Annotated in this window: 19 protein-coding genes; 14 read left to right on the top strand and 5 right to left on the bottom strand. The window is 60.6% G+C overall.

The window, feature by feature from the left end:
• Positions 1 to 213: 213 nt before the first annotated feature.
• The 9 genes from mdcA (at position 214) to madM (ending at position 7,465) form a co-directional block, all read left to right on the top strand.
• Positions 214 to 1,884, top strand: coding sequence for a malonate decarboxylase subunit alpha (gene mdcA / locus KGB18_RS20505; RefSeq protein ID WP_201061749.1), 1,671 nt, complete (start codon positions 214 to 216; stop codon positions 1,882 to 1,884).
• Entirely contained in the window at positions 1,884 to 2,759 is an 876-nt protein-coding gene (locus KGB18_RS20500; RefSeq protein ID WP_223570384.1) for a triphosphoribosyl-dephospho-CoA synthase, read from the top strand. Before mdcA ends, KGB18_RS20500 begins: the two co-directional genes overlap by 1 nt.
• The gene (locus KGB18_RS20495) at positions 2,759 to 3,058 is read left to right on the top strand and encodes a malonate decarboxylase subunit delta (RefSeq protein WP_201061752.1); all 300 of its coding nucleotides are present in this window, start codon (positions 2,759 to 2,761) and stop codon (positions 3,056 to 3,058) included. The genes KGB18_RS20500 and KGB18_RS20495 overlap by 1 nt, the downstream gene beginning before the upstream one ends.
• A complete protein-coding gene (locus KGB18_RS20490) occupies positions 3,051 to 3,914 on the top strand; it encodes a biotin-independent malonate decarboxylase subunit beta (protein WP_223570383.1) in 864 nt (287 codons plus the stop codon). Before KGB18_RS20495 ends, KGB18_RS20490 begins: the two co-directional genes overlap by 8 nt.
• Positions 3,911 to 4,714, top strand: coding sequence for a biotin-independent malonate decarboxylase subunit gamma (gene mdcE / locus KGB18_RS20485; RefSeq protein WP_223570382.1), 804 nt, complete (start codon positions 3,911 to 3,913; stop codon positions 4,712 to 4,714). The genes KGB18_RS20490 and mdcE overlap by 4 nt, the downstream gene beginning before the upstream one ends.
• A complete protein-coding gene (locus tag KGB18_RS20480) occupies positions 4,708 to 5,328 on the top strand; it encodes a malonate decarboxylase holo-ACP synthase (protein WP_223570381.1) in 621 nt (206 codons plus the stop codon). The genes mdcE and KGB18_RS20480 overlap by 7 nt, the downstream gene beginning before the upstream one ends.
• Positions 5,325 to 6,236, top strand: a complete 912-nt coding sequence (gene mdcH, locus KGB18_RS20475) for a malonate decarboxylase subunit epsilon (RefSeq protein WP_123719671.1) — start codon at positions 5,325 to 5,327, stop codon at positions 6,234 to 6,236. The genes KGB18_RS20480 and mdcH overlap by 4 nt, the downstream gene beginning before the upstream one ends.
• 66 nt (positions 6,237 to 6,302) lie before the next feature.
• On the top strand, positions 6,303 to 6,695 hold the full coding sequence (gene madL / locus KGB18_RS20470; protein ID WP_052965014.1) for a malonate transporter subunit MadL: 393 nt from the start codon (positions 6,303 to 6,305) through the stop codon (positions 6,693 to 6,695).
• A gap of 5 nt (positions 6,696 to 6,700) precedes the next feature.
• The gene (gene madM, locus KGB18_RS20465; protein ID WP_123500490.1) at positions 6,701 to 7,465 is read left to right on the top strand and encodes a malonate transporter subunit MadM; all 765 of its coding nucleotides are present in this window, start codon (positions 6,701 to 6,703) and stop codon (positions 7,463 to 7,465) included.
• 105 nt (positions 7,466 to 7,570) lie between these two features.
• Here the strand turns inward: madM and KGB18_RS20460 are convergent, their stop codons facing one another.
• Complete coding sequence (locus KGB18_RS20460) at positions 7,571 to 8,485, bottom strand: LysR substrate-binding domain-containing protein (RefSeq protein ID WP_123719670.1); 915 nt, start codon at positions 8,483 to 8,485, stop codon at positions 7,571 to 7,573.
• Positions 8,486 to 8,694: 209 nt separating this feature from the next.
• Between KGB18_RS20460 and trhA the strand changes: the two genes are divergently transcribed.
• A complete protein-coding gene (gene trhA / locus KGB18_RS20455; RefSeq protein WP_123719669.1) occupies positions 8,695 to 9,312 on the top strand; it encodes a PAQR family membrane homeostasis protein TrhA in 618 nt (205 codons plus the stop codon).
• A gap of 5 nt (positions 9,313 to 9,317) precedes the next feature.
• Here trhA and KGB18_RS20450 read toward each other — a convergent pair whose 3' ends face one another.
• On the bottom strand, positions 9,318 to 10,226 hold the full coding sequence (locus KGB18_RS20450; RefSeq protein WP_123719668.1) for a LysR family transcriptional regulator: 909 nt from the start codon (positions 10,224 to 10,226) through the stop codon (positions 9,318 to 9,320).
• 107 nt (positions 10,227 to 10,333) lie between these two features.
• On the opposite strand from KGB18_RS20450, the gene KGB18_RS20445 reads away from it, so the two are divergent.
• Genes KGB18_RS20445 through KGB18_RS20435 form a run of 3 tightly spaced genes read left to right on the top strand, consistent with a single transcriptional unit; the run spans position 10,334 to position 12,875 of the window.
• The gene (locus KGB18_RS20445; protein WP_201061758.1) at positions 10,334 to 11,575 is read left to right on the top strand and encodes a D-amino acid dehydrogenase; all 1,242 of its coding nucleotides are present in this window, start codon (positions 10,334 to 10,336) and stop codon (positions 11,573 to 11,575) included.
• 18 nt (positions 11,576 to 11,593) lie between these two features.
• Positions 11,594 to 11,944 (top strand): RidA family protein, encoded by a 351-nt coding sequence (locus KGB18_RS20440; protein WP_223570380.1) that lies wholly within the window; start codon positions 11,594 to 11,596, stop codon positions 11,942 to 11,944.
• A 28-nt stretch (positions 11,945 to 11,972) separates the two neighbouring features.
• Positions 11,973 to 12,875 (top strand): transporter substrate-binding domain-containing protein, encoded by a 903-nt coding sequence (locus KGB18_RS20435; RefSeq protein ID WP_123719666.1) that lies wholly within the window; start codon positions 11,973 to 11,975, stop codon positions 12,873 to 12,875.
• Between the two features lie 124 nt (positions 12,876 to 12,999).
• On the opposite strand, the gene KGB18_RS20430 is transcribed toward KGB18_RS20435, so the two are convergent.
• Together KGB18_RS20430 and KGB18_RS20425 are read right to left on the bottom strand one after the other, a co-directional pair.
• Positions 13,000 to 13,719: a 16S rRNA (uracil(1498)-N(3))-methyltransferase gene (locus tag KGB18_RS20430; RefSeq protein WP_123719665.1), complete on the bottom strand. Its 720-nt coding sequence runs from the start codon at positions 13,717 to 13,719 to the stop codon at positions 13,000 to 13,002.
• A gap of 142 nt (positions 13,720 to 13,861) precedes the next feature.
• A complete protein-coding gene (locus KGB18_RS20425) occupies positions 13,862 to 15,268 on the bottom strand; it encodes an adenosylmethionine--8-amino-7-oxononanoate transaminase (RefSeq protein WP_123719664.1) in 1,407 nt (468 codons plus the stop codon).
• A 222-nt stretch (positions 15,269 to 15,490) separates the two neighbouring features.
• Between KGB18_RS20425 and KGB18_RS20420 the strand changes: the two genes are divergently transcribed.
• On the top strand, positions 15,491 to 17,266 hold the full coding sequence (locus tag KGB18_RS20420; protein WP_223570379.1) for an FAD-dependent oxidoreductase: 1,776 nt from the start codon (positions 15,491 to 15,493) through the stop codon (positions 17,264 to 17,266).
• An 85-nt stretch (positions 17,267 to 17,351) separates the two neighbouring features.
• On the opposite strand, the gene KGB18_RS20415 is transcribed toward KGB18_RS20420, so the two are convergent.
• Positions 17,352 to 18,281, bottom strand: a complete 930-nt coding sequence (locus KGB18_RS20415; protein ID WP_123719662.1) for a YncE family protein — start codon at positions 18,279 to 18,281, stop codon at positions 17,352 to 17,354.
• Positions 18,282 to 18,512: the final 231 nt, after the last annotated feature.

Genomic DNA, 18,512 nt, shown 5'->3' with positions numbered 1-18,512 from the left:
AGCCCGCTCCCACAGGTATTGTGGATGACTCAGGATCTGAGCACGACACGGACACTGTGGGAGCGGGCTTGCCCGCGATGAGGCCGGTACTGGCAACAGAGGTCTTCTGTCGATCATTACCCTGACCGTAACGATCCACCACTCTGCTTGATTGATGCCCCCCACCTAACGCTCCTAAGGTGACTCCCACGACAGCGAACCCGTGGAGTGGTCATGACAACAACAATATCCCCCGACTCGCGATGGACGCGGCGGCGCAGCGAAAAGCAGCGGCGTCTCGAGCTGGTGCGGGGTTTCGCCGACGGTGTGGTGCTGCCCACCGACAAGATCGTTGCGGCGCTGGAGGCGTTGATTCTGCCTGGCGACCGTGTGGTGCTGGAGGGTAATAACCAGAAGCAGGCGGACTTCCTTTCCCGCTCCCTGGCCAAGGCCGATCCGGACAAGCTGCATGACTTGCACATGATCATGCCCAGCGTCGGGCGTTCCGAGCACCTGGACCTGTTCGAGCGTGGTATCGCCCGCAAGCTCGACTTCTCGTTCGCCGGCACCCAGAGCCTGCGCATCAGCCAGTTGCTCGAAGACGGCCTGCTGGAAATCGGCGCGATTCACACCTACATCGAGCTCTATGCGCGGCTGGTGGTCGACCTGATTCCCAACGTCGTGCTCTCGGCCGGTTTCATGGCCGACCGTGCCGGCAACATCTACACCGGCCCGAGTACCGAAGACACCCCCGCGTTGATCGAACCTGCCGCCTTCAGCGACGGCATCGTCATCGTCCAGGTCAACCAATTGGTGGACGACGTCAGCGAACTGCCCCGTGTCGACATTCCCGCATCCTGGGTCGATTTCGTGGTGGTGGCTGACAAACCGTTCTACATCGAACCGCTGTTCACCCGCGACCCACGACACATCAAGCCTGTGCACGTGTTGATGGCGATGATGGCGATCCGCGGGATCTACGAAAAACACAATGTTCAGTCGCTCAACCACGGCATCGGTTTCAACACCGCGGCCATCGAACTGATCCTGCCGACCTACGGCGAGTCCCTCGGTTTGAAAGGCAAGATCTGCCGCAACTGGACGCTCAATCCTCACCCAACCCTGATCCCGGCCATCGAAAGCGGTTGGGTCGAAAGCGTGCATTGCTTCGGCACTGAACTGGGCATGGAAAACTATATCGCCGCTCGACCGGATGTGTTCTTCACCGGCCGCGACGGTTCACTGCGTTCCAACCGGATGTTCTGCCAACTGGCCGGGCAATACGCGGTGGACCTGTTCATCGGCGCGACCCTGCAAGTCGACGGCGACGGCCATTCCTCCACCGTGACCCGTGGACGGCTGGCCGGTTTCGGTGGTGCGCCGAACATGGGTCACGACCCGCGCGGTCGCCGCCATGGCACGCCGGCCTGGCTCGACATGCGTCACGACGATGCACCCGAAGCGTTGCTGGAACGCGGCAAGAAACTCGTGGTGCAAATGGTCGAGACCTTCCAGGAGGGCGGCAAACCGACCTTCGTTGAAACCCTCGACGCGGTGGACGTGGCGAAGAAAAGCGGCATGCCGCTGGCGCCGATCATGATCTACGGCGACGACGTCACCCATCTGCTCACCGAAGAAGGCATCGCCTATCTGTACAAGGCCCGTTCCCTCGAAGAGCGTCAGGCGATGATCGCCGCTGTCGCCGGGGTGACTGCCATCGGCCTGCGCCACAACCCGAAAGACACCGCCCGCATGCGCCGCGAAGGCCTGATCGCCTTGCCCGAAGACCTCGGCATCCGCCGCACCGACGCCACCCGCGAGCTGCTCGCAGCGAAAAGCGTGGCCGATCTGGTGGAGTGGTCCGGTGGCCTCTACAACCCGCCCGCCAAGTTCAGGAGCTGGTAATGCACGCATTCAATCTGCAACCGAAACCTTTAACCCTGACTGAGCGGCTGGCGGACCTGGCGGTGGACGCGCTGATCGACGAAGCGGATCTGTCGCCGAAACCGGCGCTGGTCGACCGTCGCGGCAATGGCGCGCACACCGATTTACACCTGAGCCTGATGCACGCCTCGGCGCTGTCGTTGTGGCCGGCGTTCAAGGCAATGGCAGAAGCGGCCATCGAGTTTGGCGAAGTCGGTTTACCCCTGCGCGAAGCCCTTGGGCGGATTGGTCGTGACGGTGAGCAAACGATGCTCGCCACCACCAACGGTGTGAATACTCATCGTGGGGCGATCTGGGCGTTGGGGCTGTTGGTCGCTGCGGCCGCGCTGGAGTGCACGAATACCAAAGCAAGCGCCGTGACCTTGCGCGCTGCACGTCTGGCCTTGCTCGACGACCGTTACGCGCCGCGTCCTCTGAGCCATGGCGCCCAAGTCGCCCAGCGTTACGGCGCTCGCGGTGCACGCGAAGAAGCACAGCTTGGTTTCCCTGCAGTGATTCAACGCGCACTGCCGCAACTCAAACTCAGCCGCGCCGCCGGCCATGGTGAACAGAACGCTCGGCTCGACGCCTTGCTGGCGATCATGACCCATCTCTCCGACACCTGCGTGCTCTACCGCGCAGGCGAGCTCGGCCTGCAGACCATGCAACTCGGCGCCCAAGCGGTGCTCGACGCCGGCGGTAGTGCGAGCCTGGCTGGCCGCCGCCGTTTGCATGAGCTGGACCAACAATTAATCGCGTTGAATGCCTCGCCCGGTGGCGCTGCGGACTTGCTCGCAGCCTGCCTGTTTATCGATCGTATCGACTCGGGCGACGGCATCTTCCAGGGAGCGTTTTGATGGAAACCTTATCCTTTGAATTCCCCGCCGGGCAGCCGCCTCGGGGCAGGGCGCTGGTGGGCTGCGTGGGCTCGGGCGATCTGGAAGTGCTGATCGAACCGGGGCTGGCGGGCAAGCTGACGATCCAGGTGCAGACCTCGGTCAACGGCAGTGAACAACGCTGGCAGCATCTGTTCGCGCGGATGTTCGACGGCCAGACACCGCCCGCGATGGCGATTGATATCCACGATTTCGGCGCCACTCCCGGCGTGGTGCGTTTGCGCCTGGAACAAGGCTTCGAGGAGATCAACCATGACTGACAGCGCAGCGCTTCTCAACCCATTCCTTGAAAGGCATAGCTTCGTCGAACTCGGCGCCCGGCAACGAGCGAAAGCCTTGCTCGACGCGGGTACTTTTCGTGAACTGCTCGACCCGTTTCAGCGCGTCATGTCGCCATGGCTGTCACGCCAGGGCGTGGTGCCGCAAGCCGATGACGGCGTGGTGATCGCCAAGGGCAGCCTCGGTGGTTTGCCGGTGGTGATCGCGGCCATCGAAGGTGCGTTTCAGGGCGGCAGCCTGGGTGAAGTCGGCGGGGCGAAGATTGCCGGTGCGCTGGAACTGGCCGCCGAGGACAACCGCAAAGGCATTCCTACTCGCGCCGTGTTGCTGCTGGAAACCGGAGGCGTGCGTTTGCAGGAGGCCAATCTCGGGCTGGCGGCGATTGCCGATATTCATGCGGCAATTGTCGATCTGCGCCAGTACCAGCCAGTAGTCGGCGTAGTCGCCGGCAGCGTTGGCTGTTTTGGCGGCATGTCGATTGCCGCCGGGTTGTGCAGCTATTTGCTGGTGACTCAGGAAGCGCGCCTTGGCCTCAACGGCCCCCAAGTGATCGAGCAGGAAGCCGGACTTGAGGAATACGACTCCCGTGACCGGCCGTTTATCTGGAGCCTGACCGGTGGTGAGCAACGGTTCGCCAGTGGGTTGGCGGATCGCTATGTCGCTGACGACGTAGCGCAGATTCAGCAGCAGGTTAGCGAGTTGCTCCAGCAGGGTTTGCCGGCGCAACAACGCAGTCGCCAGGCCGAATGGTTCCTGCAACGGCTGGCGAGTCTGGACGCCGAACCACAAATCGAGCCGGCGACGGTTCGCGATCTGTATCAAGGAGAGCGCTCATGAGTTCGTATTCCCTGAGAGGCTTGAACTGGTTCAACGCCCTGAGTGCCGGCGCGAAACCGGTCGAGGGTTTACCGGCATCGTTGAAAGTCGCCGATGGTTTATTGGGTGAGCAGCCTGCGCGTTTTATCGCGGTGGTGGCCGACCCCGACAACCGCTTCGTCCGTGCCCGCAATGGCGAGGTCGGTTTGCTGGAAGGCTGGGGCCTGGCCAAAGCGGTGGATGACGTTATTGCTGCGGATAACGACAAGCCTCAAAAACGCGCCTTGATCGCCATTGTCGATGTGCCGAGCCAGGCTTACGGCCGACGCGAAGAAGCCCTCGGCATTCATCAAGCCTTGGCCGGTGCTGCGGACAGTTATGCCCGCGCCCGACTGGCCGGGCATGTGGTGATTGGTTTGCTGGTGGGCAAGGCGATGTCCGGGGCGTTTCTCGCTCATGGTTATCAGGCCAACCGGCTGATCGCGCTGCGCGATCCGGGCGTGATGGTGCATGCGATGGGCAAGGCGTCGGCGGCGCGGGTGACATTGCGCAGTGTCGAAGAACTTGAAGCCTTGGCCGCCAGCGTGCCGCCGATGGCCTATGACATCGACAGCTTTGCCAGCCTGGGTTTGCTTTGGGAAACCTTGTCGGTGGATCAGATCGAACAACCGACGACGGCGGATCTGGCGCGGGTGAATGAGTGTCTGGTTCAGGCGATTGAAAATGTTGACGCCGGTCATCGCGATCTGAGTAGTCGCTTGGGTGCGAGCAATCGCGCCGCGTCGAGCAAGGTTCGCCAACTGTTGAGAGAGCAGTGGTGAACACGTTTCTGGCCCACGACCTGCTGTGGGGGATGACCCCGGAGCAGTTGCCTGCGGATGCGCCTGCGTGGGTGATCGAGTCGATCAGCGCGGGTCAGCCGGTGGTGGTTCGGCGCGCGATAACTGCGCCGGATCAAATCGCGGTCGGCGTGCGCGGACGCTTGCGTGAACAGCGTTATGCAACGTCGATGGCGATCACAGCGATTTCGCGTCGGGTAAGGCCGGAAGAGCTGTGTCATGTCGAGAGGATTCGGGATCTGCCGGCGTTGCGAGCGCTGGCGCAACTGCGGCCGATACTCGACACCTGCGGTTGGGTGTGGGGTGTCAGCGGCAGCGCCGGGTTTGAATTGGCCAGCGGTTTTGCGGCGTTGCATGAGCGCAGCGATCTGGATTTGATTCTGCGTACACCGCAACCGTTGAGCCGACTTCAAGCGCAAGAGTTGGTGACGCTTCTCGGCACCGCTGAATGTCTGGTCGACATGCAATTGCAGACGCCGAATGGCGCCGTGGCTCTGCGCGAATGGGCCGGTCCGTCGCAACGGGTGCTGCTCAAAAACGCTCAGGTCGCCTGCCTGGTCACCGATCCCTGGAACCCGCAGGAGCAAGCAGCGTGAGCAGTTTGCTGGTGTTCCCCGGCCAGGGCGCGCAGCAACCGGGCATGCTCCATCGTTTGCCTCGGGAAACGCTGATCGAGGCGAGCGAGGTGCTGGGTGAAGATGTTTTGTTGCTCGATTCTGCCGAGGCGTTGCAGTCGACGAGGGCGGTTCAGCTGTGCCTGCTGATCGCCGGAGTGGCCGCTTCACGTCAGTTGTTATTGAGCGCGGATTACGTGGCCGGATTGTCCATTGGCGCCTACCCGGCGGCGGTGGTCGCCGGCGCCTTGAGCTTCAGTGATGCACTGCATCTGGTCAGCCTGCGCGGCGAACTGATGCAGCAGGCTTATCCTCAGGGCTATGGCATGACCGCGATCATCGGTCTGGATCTGGCGACGGTGGAAGGTTTGCTGGCGCAGGTTCATAGCCTCGACACGCCGGTTTACCTGGCCAACATCAACGCCGATAACCAAGTGGTCATCGCCGGCAGCGATGGTGCGATGAAAGCGGTTGCCGAGTTTGCGAAAGGTTGTGGTGCCGGGCTGGCCAAGCGTCTGGCGGTCAGCGTGCCGTCCCACTGTCCGCTGCTGGAAGCTCCGGCGAAAATCCTGGCCGAAGCCTTCGCCAAGGTGCAATTGAAAACGCCGATCCTGGGTTATCTGAGCGGCAGTCGCGCCCGGCCTGTTATCAATCCCGAGGCGTTACGCGACGACCTGGCCTTCAACATGTGCCGTGTGGTGGATTGGCGCGGCACGGTGCAAAGCGCTTACGAGCGTGGCGTACGTCTACAGATCGAACTGCCGCCCGGTGCGGTGTTGACCGGGCTGGCGCGCCGGGTGTTCGAGCAGGGCACCGTCGTTGCCTTCGACGGTGCGCGGCTTGATACCTTGCAGGCGCTGTTGCGTGAGGAGGGAAGCCGCCAACCCTAGATCACCGACTCAGGCTGCGAACTACAAAAACAACAATTCCGACGATGCACTTTGAGGACTACAACAATGATTATTTACGGTGTGGCGTTTCTCGCCTTTTGTACCCTGGCGGGTATTTTTATCGGCGAACTGCTCGGCAAGCTGATTGGCGTGCCGGCCAACGTGGGCGGCGTCGGTATTGCGATGCTGCTGTTGATCGGGCTCGGTAGCTACCTCAACAAAAGCGGTTGGTTCAAAGGCAAGACCGAGCAGGGTGTGGAGTTCTGGAGCGCGATCTATATCCCGATCGTGGTTGCCATGGCCGCGCAGCAAAACGTCTACGGTGCGCTCAAGGGTGGGCCGATGGCGATCCTGGCCGGTACGGTGGCAGTGGCCATTGCCTTCGCTCTGGTACCGGTACTGGTGCGCATCGGCAACAAGGCGCCTGAACCTGTCACTCCACCAAAAACAGTAGGGTGATCACCATGTACGAATCGATGATGAAGGTGATTACCAGTTACGGGCTGATCAGTGGGTTTGCCATTGTCGGCGTAACCATGTGGCTGTCCTACTGGATTTCCAACACATTTACCAAAGGCCGCCTGCACGGTTCGGCCATCGCTATCCTGCTGGGCCTGCTGCTGTCTTACATCGGTGGCGCGCTGACCGGTGGCCAGAAAGGTGTGGTCGACATTCCGTTGCTCTCGGGTATCGGCCTGCTCGGCGGAGCCATGCTGCGGGACTTCGCCATTGTCGCCACGGCATTCGGTGTGAGTGTCGATGAGCTCAAACGAGCCGGCTTCGTCGGGGTGCTGGCACTGTTCGTGGGTGTCGGGACGTCGTTCATCGCAGGTGTCGCGGTCGCCATGGCGTTTGGTTATACCGATGCGGTGAGCCTGACCACCATCGGCGCGGGCGCGGTGACTTATATCGTCGGGCCGGTGACAGGCGCGGCTATCGGGGCCAGTTCGGAAGTCATGGCGCTATCGATTGCGGCCGGGCTGATCAAGGCGATTCTGGTCATGGTCATGACGCCGTTCGTGGCGCCGATGATCGGTTTGAACAATCCACGCAGTGCAGTGATTTTCGGTGGGTTGATGGGCACCTCCAGCGGTGTGGCCGGCGGGTTGGCGGCGACTGATCCGAAGCTGGTGCCTTATGGATGCCTGACGGCGGCGTTCTATACCGCACTGGGCTGCCTGCTCGGGCCTTCGCTGCTGTTTCTGATCATGCGCGGATTGCTTGGCTAGGGTTATTGACCGGGCTGTCGCCTTCGCGGGCAAGCCACGCTCCCACAAGGACAGCGCATTTCCTGTGGGAGCGTGGCTTGCCCGCGATGCAGGCACCGCGGTCTGTCAGGCCTGCCGATTGGCATACATCCGACACTCCGCCAGCAACGCCAACAAATTCGGGTCACGCTCCTTGGCCTTCAGGAACACCACGCCGATGTGCTGCTGTAACCGATACTTTTCTTGCAATGGAATCAGCTTCACCCGGTTCTCATACACCGCCGCAATCCTTCCCGGCAGCAACGCATAACCGACCCCGGAGCTGACCATGCTCAGCAGGGTGAAGATGTCGTTGACCTGCATCGCCACCTTCGGCTCGAACCCCGCCTGCTTGAACACCCGAATACCGTCCTGGTGTGTGGCGAAGCCTTGGGTCAAGGTGATGAATGTCTCGTCGCGCACCTCGGCCAGATCGACTTCGGCCCGCTGGGCAAAGGGCGAATCAGCCGGGGTGGCGAGGAAGATGTCATCGGAAAACAGCGGAATATGCTCGCAGTCCGGGTCATTCACGCTGTCATCCAGCGACACCAGGATCGCGTCGACTTCCATGTTCTTGAGCTTGTACAACAGGTCGATGTTCGAGCCTAGAATCAGATCGATATTGAGTTCGCTACGGCGAATTTTCAGGCCCATGATCAGCTGCGGCACGGTCTTCACCGTCAGCGAATACAGTGACCCAAGCTTGAAGCGCTCAGCCGAGAACCCGGCAGCTTCGCGGGTCAGGCGCACGCTTTCGAGTACGTCCTGAATCAGCTTCTGCGCCCGTTCTTCCAGCACGTAAGCGCTTTCGAGTGGGGTCAGGTTGCGGCCTTCGTGTTTGAATAGCGGGCAACGCAGGGCGCTTTCCAGAGAGTGGATGGCGCGGTGCACGCTGACGTTGCTGGTTTGCAACTCGGCGGCGGCGCGGGCCAGGTTGCCGGTGCGCATGAAGGCCAGGAACACCTCGAGTTTTTTCAGGGTCAACTCTTCATCGATCAGCATGGGCGTGACTCTTATTCGAATCGCTCGATTGTGCCCAATTGGCTGACGTTTGGCTCGATAGCTTTTGTAGGAGCTGCCGAAGGCTGCGATCTTTTGATCTTCAGCACCTTCGGGGGCGCCGAGAAGCAAGATCAAAAGATCGCAGCCTCGTTTCACTCGACAGCTCCTACAGGGGGCTTTGTGTTAACGAATTTTGAGGTGAGCAACACATGTATCACGGGGAAAGATTGAATGCCTGGACGCATTTGGTTGGGGCGGTGGCGGCGTTTGTCGGGGGTGTGTGGCTGCTGGTGATCGCCAGTATGGACGGCAGCCCGTGGAAGATCGTCAGCGTGGCGATTTACGCGTTCACCTTGCTGGTGCTCTACAGCGCGTCGACCGTTTACCACAGCGTGCGCGGGCGCAAGAAGGCGATCATGCAGAAGGTCGATCACTTTTCGATCTACCTGCTGATTGCCGGCAGTTACACACCGTTCTGCCTGGTGACCCTGCGCGGGCCGTGGGGCTGGACGTTGTTCGGGATTGTCTGGGGGCTGGCGCTGATCGGCATCCTGCAAGAGATCAAACCCCGCTCGGAAGCGCGGATTCTATCGATCGTGATTTACGCGGTGATGGGCTGGATCGTGCTGGTGGCGGTCAAGCCGTTACTGGCGGCACTGGGCAGCACCGGGTTTGCCTGGCTGGCGTCCGGCGGGGTGTTGTACACCGTGGGGATTGTCTTTTTTGCCCTCGATAATCGTTTGCGTCATGCCCATGGGGTCTGGCATCTGTTCGTGATCGCCGGGAGCGTGCTGCACTTTGTGGCGATTCTGTTTTATGTCCTTTGAGACCTCTACGGGATCAAGCGATCCAGTTGCGCCTGCGCCCGTCGGCTGAACACCTGCAACAAATCGCTCAAGGTGTGTGGCGGCGGTTCGTCGGCGCGGGTGACTGCGTACAGGGTGATCGGTAGCGCCGGCGCCAGGGGGCGAATCGCTGTGGTGGCGGGGGACGCGCCGAGCGCGGTGAACGGGTCGATCACTGCTAGCCCGGCACCGGATTCAACCATCGCCCGCGCCAGCGAATAAGTCTGCACCGCAATGCGTACCTTTGGCGGCGGATCGACCGCCTCAAGGTAGCTGTCGAGTCTGGCGGCCAGCGGGTCGGCGCTGGACAAGCCGATCAGCGGCGCACCGGCCAGTTCGATCAACGGCAGCGGTTTGCCGTGAGTGTCGTCGGGCCAAAAGCCCTTCGGCGCCAGCGCCACCAGCATCCCACAGGCCAGGGCCTGCGCTTTCAGGCCCGGATGATCGGGCAGTTGCAACGTCAGGGCGACATCCACTTCGCGCATCAACAAGTTCTGCATCAGCTCACGGCTGTGGGCGCTGGACAGTTCGCAGGCGATTTCCGGGTAGCGTTGCGTCCATTCATTGATCGCCGGCGGCAGCAGTGACAAGGCCAGTGCCGGGATCGCACCAATCCGTACACTGTGGCCCGGTTCGCGGCGCAGGCTTTGGGCCAGACGTCGCACGCCTTGCAGGCTTTCGGTGACCTTGTCGACTTCGCGCTCTAGCTCCAGGGCTTCGGGCGTCGGCTGCAATTTGCCGCGCACCCGCAGGAATAACGGAAAGCCCAATTGCTGTTCGGCGTGTTGCAGCACCTTGCTCACCGCCGGCTGCGACACGTGCAGCAACTGGGCGGCGCCGCTGACCGAACCGGTCTGGCGAATGGCCTGAAAAATCTCGATGTGTCGCAGTCGCATGGCAAGTCCATAACCTTTGTTTATGGGTCAGGCATCTTTATGCATTGTTCAACGGCTGTCACCTGGTCCTAACCTGAAGCACGTTCCAACAACGCTTAAGGACAGACATGGCTCAGCGGGTTTGCATCATCGGTGGCGGCGTCATCGGGCTGACAACGGCTTATGCACTGGTTCGCGATGGCATCGACGTGACGCTGATCGAGGCCCGGGATTCGTTTGCCAGCGAGACCAGTTTCGCCAACGGCGGCCAGTTGTCCTACCGCTATGTCGCGCCACTGGCCGATGCCGGCGTACCGTTGCAGGCGCTGGGCTGGATGTTGCGCGGTGACTCGCCATTGAAGCTGCGTCCACGCCTGGACCCGGCGCAATGGCGCTGGATGGCGTCCTTTCTGGCGGCCTGCCGGCGTTCGGTGAATCAGCGCAACGGCGCACACCTGCTGCGCCTGGCGCTGCTGAGCCAGGCCACGCTGCAAGGCTGGCGCGACGAAGACCGCCTCGACGGTTTCGATTGGCGGCGCAACGGCAAACTGGTGACGTTTCGTGAAGCCGCAAGCTTCGAGCATGCGCGCCAAGGGCTGACTGATCCGCGACAGCAGCAAGTGTTGTCCCGGGCCGAGTGCGCACAGCTGGAGCCGGCACTCGCCGAGGCGCCATTCGTGGGCGCGATCTACACGCCCGATGAAGAAGTCGCCGATTGCCATGCTTTCTGTCTGCAACTGGCGGCCCGGCTCAAGGCGTCGGGGCGTTGCGAGTTTTTGCTGGGCCGCACGGTCACCGGCATTCGCCACGGGAACGGCGCGGTGCAGGCCATCGAAATGGGCGCGCAGGTATTGCCGGTCGAACAACTGGTGATCGCTGCCGGTCATCGCAGCCCGGCGTTGGCGTTGCCGGGCATGAACCTGCCGCTGTATCCGCTCAAGGGCTACAGCCTGACCCTGCCGATCCGCGCCGAACATCGCGCGCCGGAGCTGAGCATCACCGATTACAACCGCAAGATCGTTTACGCCCGCATCGGTGCGCAACTGCGCGTAGCGGCGATGGTCGACATTGTCGGTTTCGACCCGGGGCTCGACCCCAAGCGTCTGGCGCTGATCAAACGCCAGGCCCAGGAAACCTTGCCCAATGCCGGCGATTACGACGCTGCCATCGAATGGGCCGGCATGCGCCCGGCGACCCCCAGCGGCGTGCCATTAATTGGCGCCACGGCGTACCGCAACCTCTGGCTCAACCTCGGCCATGGCGCCTTGGGCTTTACTTTGGCCTGCGGTAGCGCTCGGCTGCTGAGTGAGTTGATTGCCCGGCGCGCACCCTCGATCGAAATGCAGGGCCTCGCACCCCGCGTCGCCTGACTGGAAAAGGAAGAACCGATGAGCATCAAGCGTTTCAACAGCAACAGTCGACTCTCTGGCTCCGTGACCTTTGGCGAGCTGGTGTTTCTATCGGGACAGGTGCCGGGTGACAGCCGCGACGCTGCTGGTCAAACCGCAGAGGTCCTGGCGAAAATCGACGGGTTGCTGGCCGAGGCTGGCAGCGACAAGGATCACTTACTCAGCGCGACCATTTACTTGAGCGACATTGGCCGCGATTTCGCCGCCATGAACGAGGTCTGGTCACAATGGCTGTCGCCGGACAAGGCGCCGACCCGCACCACGTTGCAGGCGCAACTGGCCCGTCCAGAGGTCCTGGTGGAAATCACCGTGATCGCCGCCCGCCGTTAATTCGATCTACCCACAACGGAGAATAACAATGCAAAAAATCACGTTGATCGGCTGCACCCTTGGCCTGCTGTTCGCCAGTCAGGTCCAGGCCAATGAAGCGCCGCTGACCGGCACGCTGAACAAGGTCGCCAATGCCAAGAGCATCACGCTGGGTTATCGCGACGCGTCGGTGCCGTTCTCTTACGTGGGGGATCACACGGGGCAGCCGATGGGCTATTCGGTGGACCTGGCGAGCAAGATTGTCGAGCGCATCAAGCAAAAGCTCGAGCTGCCGGATTTGCAGGTGAAGTACAACCTGGTGACCTCGCAAACACGCATTCCGCTGGTGCAGAACGGCACGGTCGACCTTGAATGCGGCTCCACCGGCGTGACTGCCGAGCGCATGCAGCAAGTGGCGTTTTCCTATGGATTCATCTACGTGAAGGGGCAATTGCTCACGGCGAAGGACAGCGGTATCAAGAGCTTCGCCGACCTGAGCGGCAAGAACGTTGTGACCACCGCCGGCACCACCAATGAGCGGTTTCTGAAGAGCTACAACGTCGATCACAAGATCGATATGTTCGTGATCAGCGCCAAGGACCACGGCGAAGCGTTCCAGATGCTGCAGTCAGGGCGGGCGGTGGCTTTCTATATGGACGACGCGCTGCTTTACGGCGAACGGGCCAAGGCTCGTGATCCGCATAAGTGGGTCGTGGTGGGCGAGGAGCAATCGCGGGAAATCTACAGCTGTATGGTGCGCAAGGGTGATCCGCAATTTCTCGAGTTGGTGAATTCGACGCTTGCTGATTTGTACAGCTCAGGGGAAATCAACGGCATCTACAACCGCTGGTTCCAGCAACCGATTCCGCCTAAAGGTTTGAACCTTGAGTTTCCGATGACCAGCGAGTTGAAAGCGATTATCGCCAAACCGGTGAGTGATCCGGTGCAGTAGTTCCTGAAAGATCGTTCCCACGCTCTGCGTGGGAATGCCTCTACGGACGCTCCGCGTTCGGCTTTTGATGGGACGCGGAGCGTCCCGGGCTGCATTCCCACGCAGAGCGTGGGAACGATCAAACCTAAAAATCGCCCCACAACTGTTGGGCTACCGCCAATGCCACCACCGGCGCGGTTTCGGTGCGCAGCACGCGAGGGCCGAGGCGGGCGGCGTGAAAACCGCCAGCCTTGGCCTGCTCGACTTCAGCGTCGGACAACCCGCCTTCCGGGCCGATCAGAAACGCCAGTGTCGCCGGTTTCGCATGGCTCACCAGCGGCTCGGCCACCGGGTGCAGCACCAGTTTCAATTCGGCTTCCGTCTGCTTCAGCCAGTCGGCCAACAGCAACGGCGGATGAATCACCGGCACCGATGAGCGCCCGCACTGCTCGCAGGCGCTGATCGCCACCTGACGCCAGTGCATCAGGCGTTTGTCGGCGCGCTCGTCCTTGAGGCGGACTTCGCAGCGGTCGGTGAAGATCGGGGTGATTTCGCTGACGCCCAGTTCGGTGGCTTTCTGAATCGCCCAGTCCATCCGCTCGCCACGGGACAAGCCCTGGCCGAGATGGACCGCCAGCGACGACTCGATCTGCCCGGGGAAGCTGTCATCGATATTTACCACGACGCGCTTCTTGCCGACTTCTGCCAGCGTGCCGCGAAACTCATGGCCCGAGCCGTCGAACAATTGCACCGCATCACCCTCGGCCATGCGCAGCACGCGGCTGATGTAATGGGCCTGGGCCTCGGGAAGCTCGTGTTCGCCGATGCTCAAGGGGGCGTCGATAAAGAAGCGGGACAGTCTCATCAATGGTCTCTGTAAAAGTGTGGAAGTCTGGCGGCCCCATCGCGGGCAAGCCCGCTCCCACAGGTTTTGCGCCGATCCTGTGGGAGCGGGCTTGCCCGCGATGACGGTAGTCCGGTCACCGCTGAAGCTTAGGTGAAGTCAATCAGCCCGGATCACGGTAGCCCGGATGAAAGTCCTTCGGCACTGCCACGCTGATGCTGTCACGGGTGGCGATGTCGATGCCTTCACTGGCCACTTCGGCCAGAAAATCGATCTGCTCCGGGGTAATCACGTACGGCGGCAGGAAATACACCACGCTGCCCAACGGCCGCAATAAAGCACCCCGCTCCAGCGCATGCTGGAACACCTTCAAACCGCGACGTTCCTGCCACGGATAAGCAGTCTTGCTGGCTTTGTCCTTGACCATCTCGATGGCCAGGACCATGCCGGTCTGGCGCACTTCGGCAACGTTCGGGTGATCGGCCAGGTGCGCGGTGGAGGAGGCCATGCGTTGGGCCAGGGCCTTATTGTTCTCGATAACGTTGTCTTCTTCGAAGATATCCAGCGTGGCCAATGCCGCCGCGCACGCCAGCGGATTGCCGGTGTAACTATGTGAATGCAGGAAGGCGCGCAGGGTCGGGTAGTCGTCGTAGAAAGCGCTGTAGACCTCATCGGTAGTCAGGCAGGCCGCCAACGGCAGATAGCCGCCGGTCAGGGCCTTGGACAGACAGAGGAAGTCCGGGCGGATGCCGGCCTGTTCGCAGGCGAACATCGTTCCGGTGCGGCCGAAGCCGACGGCGATTTCATCGTGGATCAGGTGCACGCCATAACGGTCGCAGGCTTCGCGCAGCAGCTTGAGGTACACCGGGTGATACATGCGCATCCCTCCGGCGCCCTGAATCAGCGGCTCCAGAATCACGGCGGCCACGGTGTCGTGGTTGTCGGCCAGCGTCTGCTCCATGGCGGCGAACATATTGCGCGAGTGTTCTTCCCAGCTCATGCCCTCGGGACGCATATAGCAATCGGGGCTCGGCACCTTGATGGTGTCCATCAGCAGGGCTTTGTAGGTTTCGGTGAACAGCGGCACGTCGCCCACCGCCATCGCCGCCATGGTCTCGCCGTGGTAACCGTTGGTGAGGGTGACGAAGCGCTTCTTGTTCGGCTGGCCGCGGTTGAGCCAGTAGTGAAAGCTCATTTTCAGCGCGACTTCGATGCAGGACGAACCGTTATCGGCGTAGAAGCACCGGGTCAGGCCTTCGGGCGTCATCTTCACCAGACGCTCCGACAGTTCGATCACCGGCTGATGGCTGAAACCGGCGAGGATCACGTGTTCCAGCTGATCGACCTGATCCTTGATGCGCTGGTTGATCCGCGGGTTGGCGTGGCCGAACACGTTGACCCACCAGGAGCTGACCGCGTCGAGATAGCGTTTGCCTTCGAAGTCTTCCAGCCAGACGCCTTCGCCGCGTTTGATCGGGATCAGCGGCAGCTGTTCGTGGTCTTTCATCTGGGTGCAGGGATGCCACAACACCGCGAGATCGCGTTGCATCCACTGATTATTCAGGCCCATGTTCAGTCTCCTCGAGGCGGCTCGCTTGGTGCGCGGGCAAACAATCGCGCAAGCCTATGCAATGCGCGTCATCGGGACAACCCATTGTGTCGATTGAGCTACTTTGTATAAGGAGATAGACGTCGCTGGCGGCGTTTTGATGGCTGACGTATTCTTCGCGGTTCTTTGAGTCGTCTGACTCGTAAAACCGCTATTTCCTCGTGTATTTCCGGAGTTCGCTGAATGTCTGCTGGTTGGCTGCGCGCCTGTGCGCTGGTGATGTTGGGGCTGTTCAGCGTTTCGGCGCTGGCCAAGGATAAAACGGTGATCGTGATAGGCGGCGGGCTTGCGGGCCTCACCGCGGCGTACGAACTGCAGAACAAAGGCTGGCAGGTCACCCTGCTGGAAGCCAAACCGACGTTGGGCGGTCGCTCCGGCATGGCCACCAGTGAGTGGATCGGCAACGACAAGACCCAACCGGTGCTGAACAAGTACGTCTCGACGTTCAAGCTGACCACCACGCCAGCCCCTGAATTCGTGCGGACCCCGAGCTACCTGATCGACGGTGTATATTTCACCGCCGCCGATCTGGCGACTAAACAGCCGGCCACCGCCGAAGCGCTGAAACGCTACGAAAAGACTTTGGATGATCTGGCGCGTTCGATTGAAGACCCGCAGAACCCGGCCGCCAACAGCACGCTGTTCGCCCTGGACCAGATCAACGTGTCCAACTGGCTCGATCGTTTGAGTCTGCCAGCCACTGCGCGTCAGTTGGTGAATCAGCAGATTCGTACCCGCTATGACGAACCTTCGCGCCTGTCGCTGCTGTACTTCGCACAGCAGAGCCGCGTTTATCGTGGCGTTGCCGACCGTGACCTGCGCGCTTCGCGTCTGCCTGGCGGCAGCCCGGTGCTGGCCCAGGCTTTCGTCAAGCAACTGAAAACCATCAAGACCAGCTCCCCGGTTTCGGCCATTAGTCAGGACAAGGACGGCGTGACCGTCAAAGTCGGAAGTGTTGGCTATCAGGCGGACTACGTTGTGCTGGCCGTGCCGTTGCGTGCACTGAACAAGATCCAGATGACCCCGGCGCTGGATGCCCAGCACCTGGGCGCCATCAAAGGCACCAACTACGGCTGGCGTGACCAGATCATGCTGAAGTTCAAGACGCCGGTATGGGAAAGCAAGGCGCGCATGTCCGGCGAGATCTACAGCAACACCGGCCTGGGCATGTTGTGGGTCGAGCCGGCCCTGAAAGGCGGCGCCAACGTGGTGATCAACCTGTCCGGCGACAACGCGCGCGTGATGCAGGCTTTCGGCGACAAGCAGATGGTCGATCAGGTACTGATTCGTCTGCACGCCTTTTATCCACAGGCACGCGGTTCGTTCACCGGTTATGAAATCCGTCGCTACAGCACCGACCCGTCGATGGGTGGCGCTTACCTGGCCTTCGGCCCGGGCCAGATGAGCAAATACTGGCGTCTGTGGGAACGCCCGCTGCAACGTGTAGCCTTTGCCGGCGAACACACCGATACCTTGTACCCAGGCACTCTGGAAGGCGCATTGCGCACCGGTCAGCGTGCAGCCAGTCAGGTAGAAGACCTGGCGGCAGGCAAGTCGTTTGAACCGGCGAAAGTTGTTCCGGCGGCGACCGCAGCAGCGGCCGGTGCAGTGGCGGCGAAGAAAGGCAACTTCTTCACCAACCTGTTCGGTGGTTCTGACGACAAACCGGAACCGGCCAAGGCGCCAGCACCAGTGGCCCCGGTTGCTCCGGCACCCGCCCCAGCACCTGTGCCGACTCCAGCGCCAGCACCGGTTGAGGCGCCGAAGCCTGCGGCACCGGTGAAAGCAGAGCCTGTCAAGAAAGCACCGGCCAAAGCGCCAGTGAAAAAGCCTGCTGCCCAAACCGAGGCCAAAAAAGCTCCGGTCAAGGCGACGGCGAAAAAGACTGAGCCGGTGAAGAAACCAGCGGTCAGTACTGCTGCGAAGACCCCGGCGACGACTGAAACCAAGACGCAGTAAGTCCTGGAATCAAAAAAAGCGCGGCAGTGATGCCGCGCTTTTTTTATGTCGCCAGCCAAAGCCGGCTGCTGATTTTGCTTTGACGCTAAGCTAGATCGACACTATGTACTTCGTCGCTTTGGTAGTCGCTGACATAGGCATGGTTATGTTGATCAAGAACCATGTCATACGGTTCGGAAGCACCAGGGATGGGAACCCGGCGAACAATTTCATACGTGGCGGTATTAATTTCCACGACCTCTTTTTTGATTTGATCAACGGCATAAGCGTTTTTTCCGCCAAACACTATTTTCCCTTCGCAAGTCACAAAATCGAAATGCCTGGTGGTTGATAACTTAGGGTCCAGTACGGTCAGTTTCTGAGCGTCAAGACACACGATATACACTTCTCTGTCGTCGGGACTGACGGTAACCGCTGACGGATACTGTTCGGTTTTGATGACATCGAGGACTTTGAAAGTCTTGCTGCTGATGATCGTTAGTGCGTCCTGATAGGGGCCATCAGGAGCGTTGGTGCTGGAAATATAAAGACGCGAATCGTCCTGGCTGATATCCACACTTATGGAGGGAGAGGGTAATCCTCGCACTCTGCGTACCGCATAAGTGCGGGTATCAATAATTGCCAGCCACTCTTTATCTTGTCGAACGGTGACGTAAACATGCTTCCCGTCTCGGCTCACGACGATTCCCCGAGGATATCTTCCCACCGTGACGTTACCCACCGCATAGGTTTCAGTATCAATAACCGAAACCGAACTTGAACCGTAGTTGGTCACATAAGCTCTTTTCCCTCCATGGGCAAGGACGATGTTTTGGGGATAATGCTCGACGGCGATGGTGCGGATTACCTTTCTGTTCCGGGTGTTGATCACTGACACATTGCCTGAAATGTAATTGCAAACAAAAACCCGTGATCCGTCGTTGTTGATGGCTATCCCTCGTGGTCCTGCCCCTACGGGTATCGAATTGGATAGGTTTCGCGTAGTCGCGGGGGATGAACTCGAATGGTGACTCATGGTAGAACTCCTGTTCAGACGCTCGGACAATCGCCCGAGATCAGGTTCATCAATGACCTGTAATGGTGGCTACTGTCAGATATGACAGTTCTGACGAGTGGTAAAGGCTTTTTGAAAGCGAATATAGGACAGCGTCTGTAGGTTTTTTCTTCTGGTTAACACTCTCTTAACATCTCGACCCCAAGGTCATGATCGTATTTCTCGATGTTTCAGAGCGAAATTTTCCGCTTT

The organism is Pseudomonas sp. BF-R-26, from assembly GCF_019947395.1.
GTDB lineage: Bacteria > Pseudomonadota > Gammaproteobacteria > Pseudomonadales > Pseudomonadaceae > Aquipseudomonas > Aquipseudomonas farris.
This window is presented reverse-complemented; position numbering and strand designations above follow the sequence as displayed.

Coding starts and splice junctions, on each gene's coding strand:
- KGB18_RS20495 (WP_201061752.1), top strand. CDS start 2,759: ATGGAAACCTTATCCTTTGAATTCCCCGCCGGGCAGCCGCCTCGGGGC.
- KGB18_RS20450 (WP_123719668.1), bottom strand. CDS start 10,226: ATGCGACTGCGACACATCGAGATTTTTCAGGCCATTCGCCAGACCGGT.
- KGB18_RS20435 (WP_123719666.1), top strand. CDS start 11,973: ATGCAAAAAATCACGTTGATCGGCTGCACCCTTGGCCTGCTGTTCGCC.
- KGB18_RS20445 (WP_201061758.1), top strand. CDS start 10,334: ATGGCTCAGCGGGTTTGCATCATCGGTGGCGGCGTCATCGGGCTGACA.
- madL (WP_052965014.1), top strand. CDS start 6,303: ATGATTATTTACGGTGTGGCGTTTCTCGCCTTTTGTACCCTGGCGGGT.
- trhA (WP_123719669.1), top strand. CDS start 8,695: ATGTATCACGGGGAAAGATTGAATGCCTGGACGCATTTGGTTGGGGCG.
- KGB18_RS20440 (WP_223570380.1), top strand. CDS start 11,594: ATGAGCATCAAGCGTTTCAACAGCAACAGTCGACTCTCTGGCTCCGTG.
- KGB18_RS20415 (WP_123719662.1), bottom strand. CDS start 18,281: ATGAGTCACCATTCGAGTTCATCCCCCGCGACTACGCGAAACCTATCC.
- KGB18_RS20425 (WP_123719664.1), bottom strand. CDS start 15,268: ATGGGCCTGAATAATCAGTGGATGCAACGCGATCTCGCGGTGTTGTGG.
- KGB18_RS20420 (WP_223570379.1), top strand. CDS start 15,491: ATGTCTGCTGGTTGGCTGCGCGCCTGTGCGCTGGTGATGTTGGGGCTG.
- KGB18_RS20460 (WP_123719670.1), bottom strand. CDS start 8,485: ATGCTGATCGATGAAGAGTTGACCCTGAAAAAACTCGAGGTGTTCCTG.
- mdcE (WP_223570382.1), top strand. CDS start 3,911: ATGAGTTCGTATTCCCTGAGAGGCTTGAACTGGTTCAACGCCCTGAGT.
- KGB18_RS20430 (WP_123719665.1), bottom strand. CDS start 13,719: ATGAGACTGTCCCGCTTCTTTATCGACGCCCCCTTGAGCATCGGCGAA.
- KGB18_RS20500 (WP_223570384.1), top strand. CDS start 1,884: ATGCACGCATTCAATCTGCAACCGAAACCTTTAACCCTGACTGAGCGG.
- KGB18_RS20490 (WP_223570383.1), top strand. CDS start 3,051: ATGACTGACAGCGCAGCGCTTCTCAACCCATTCCTTGAAAGGCATAGC.
- mdcA (WP_201061749.1), top strand. CDS start 214: ATGACAACAACAATATCCCCCGACTCGCGATGGACGCGGCGGCGCAGC.
- madM (WP_123500490.1), top strand. CDS start 6,701: ATGTACGAATCGATGATGAAGGTGATTACCAGTTACGGGCTGATCAGT.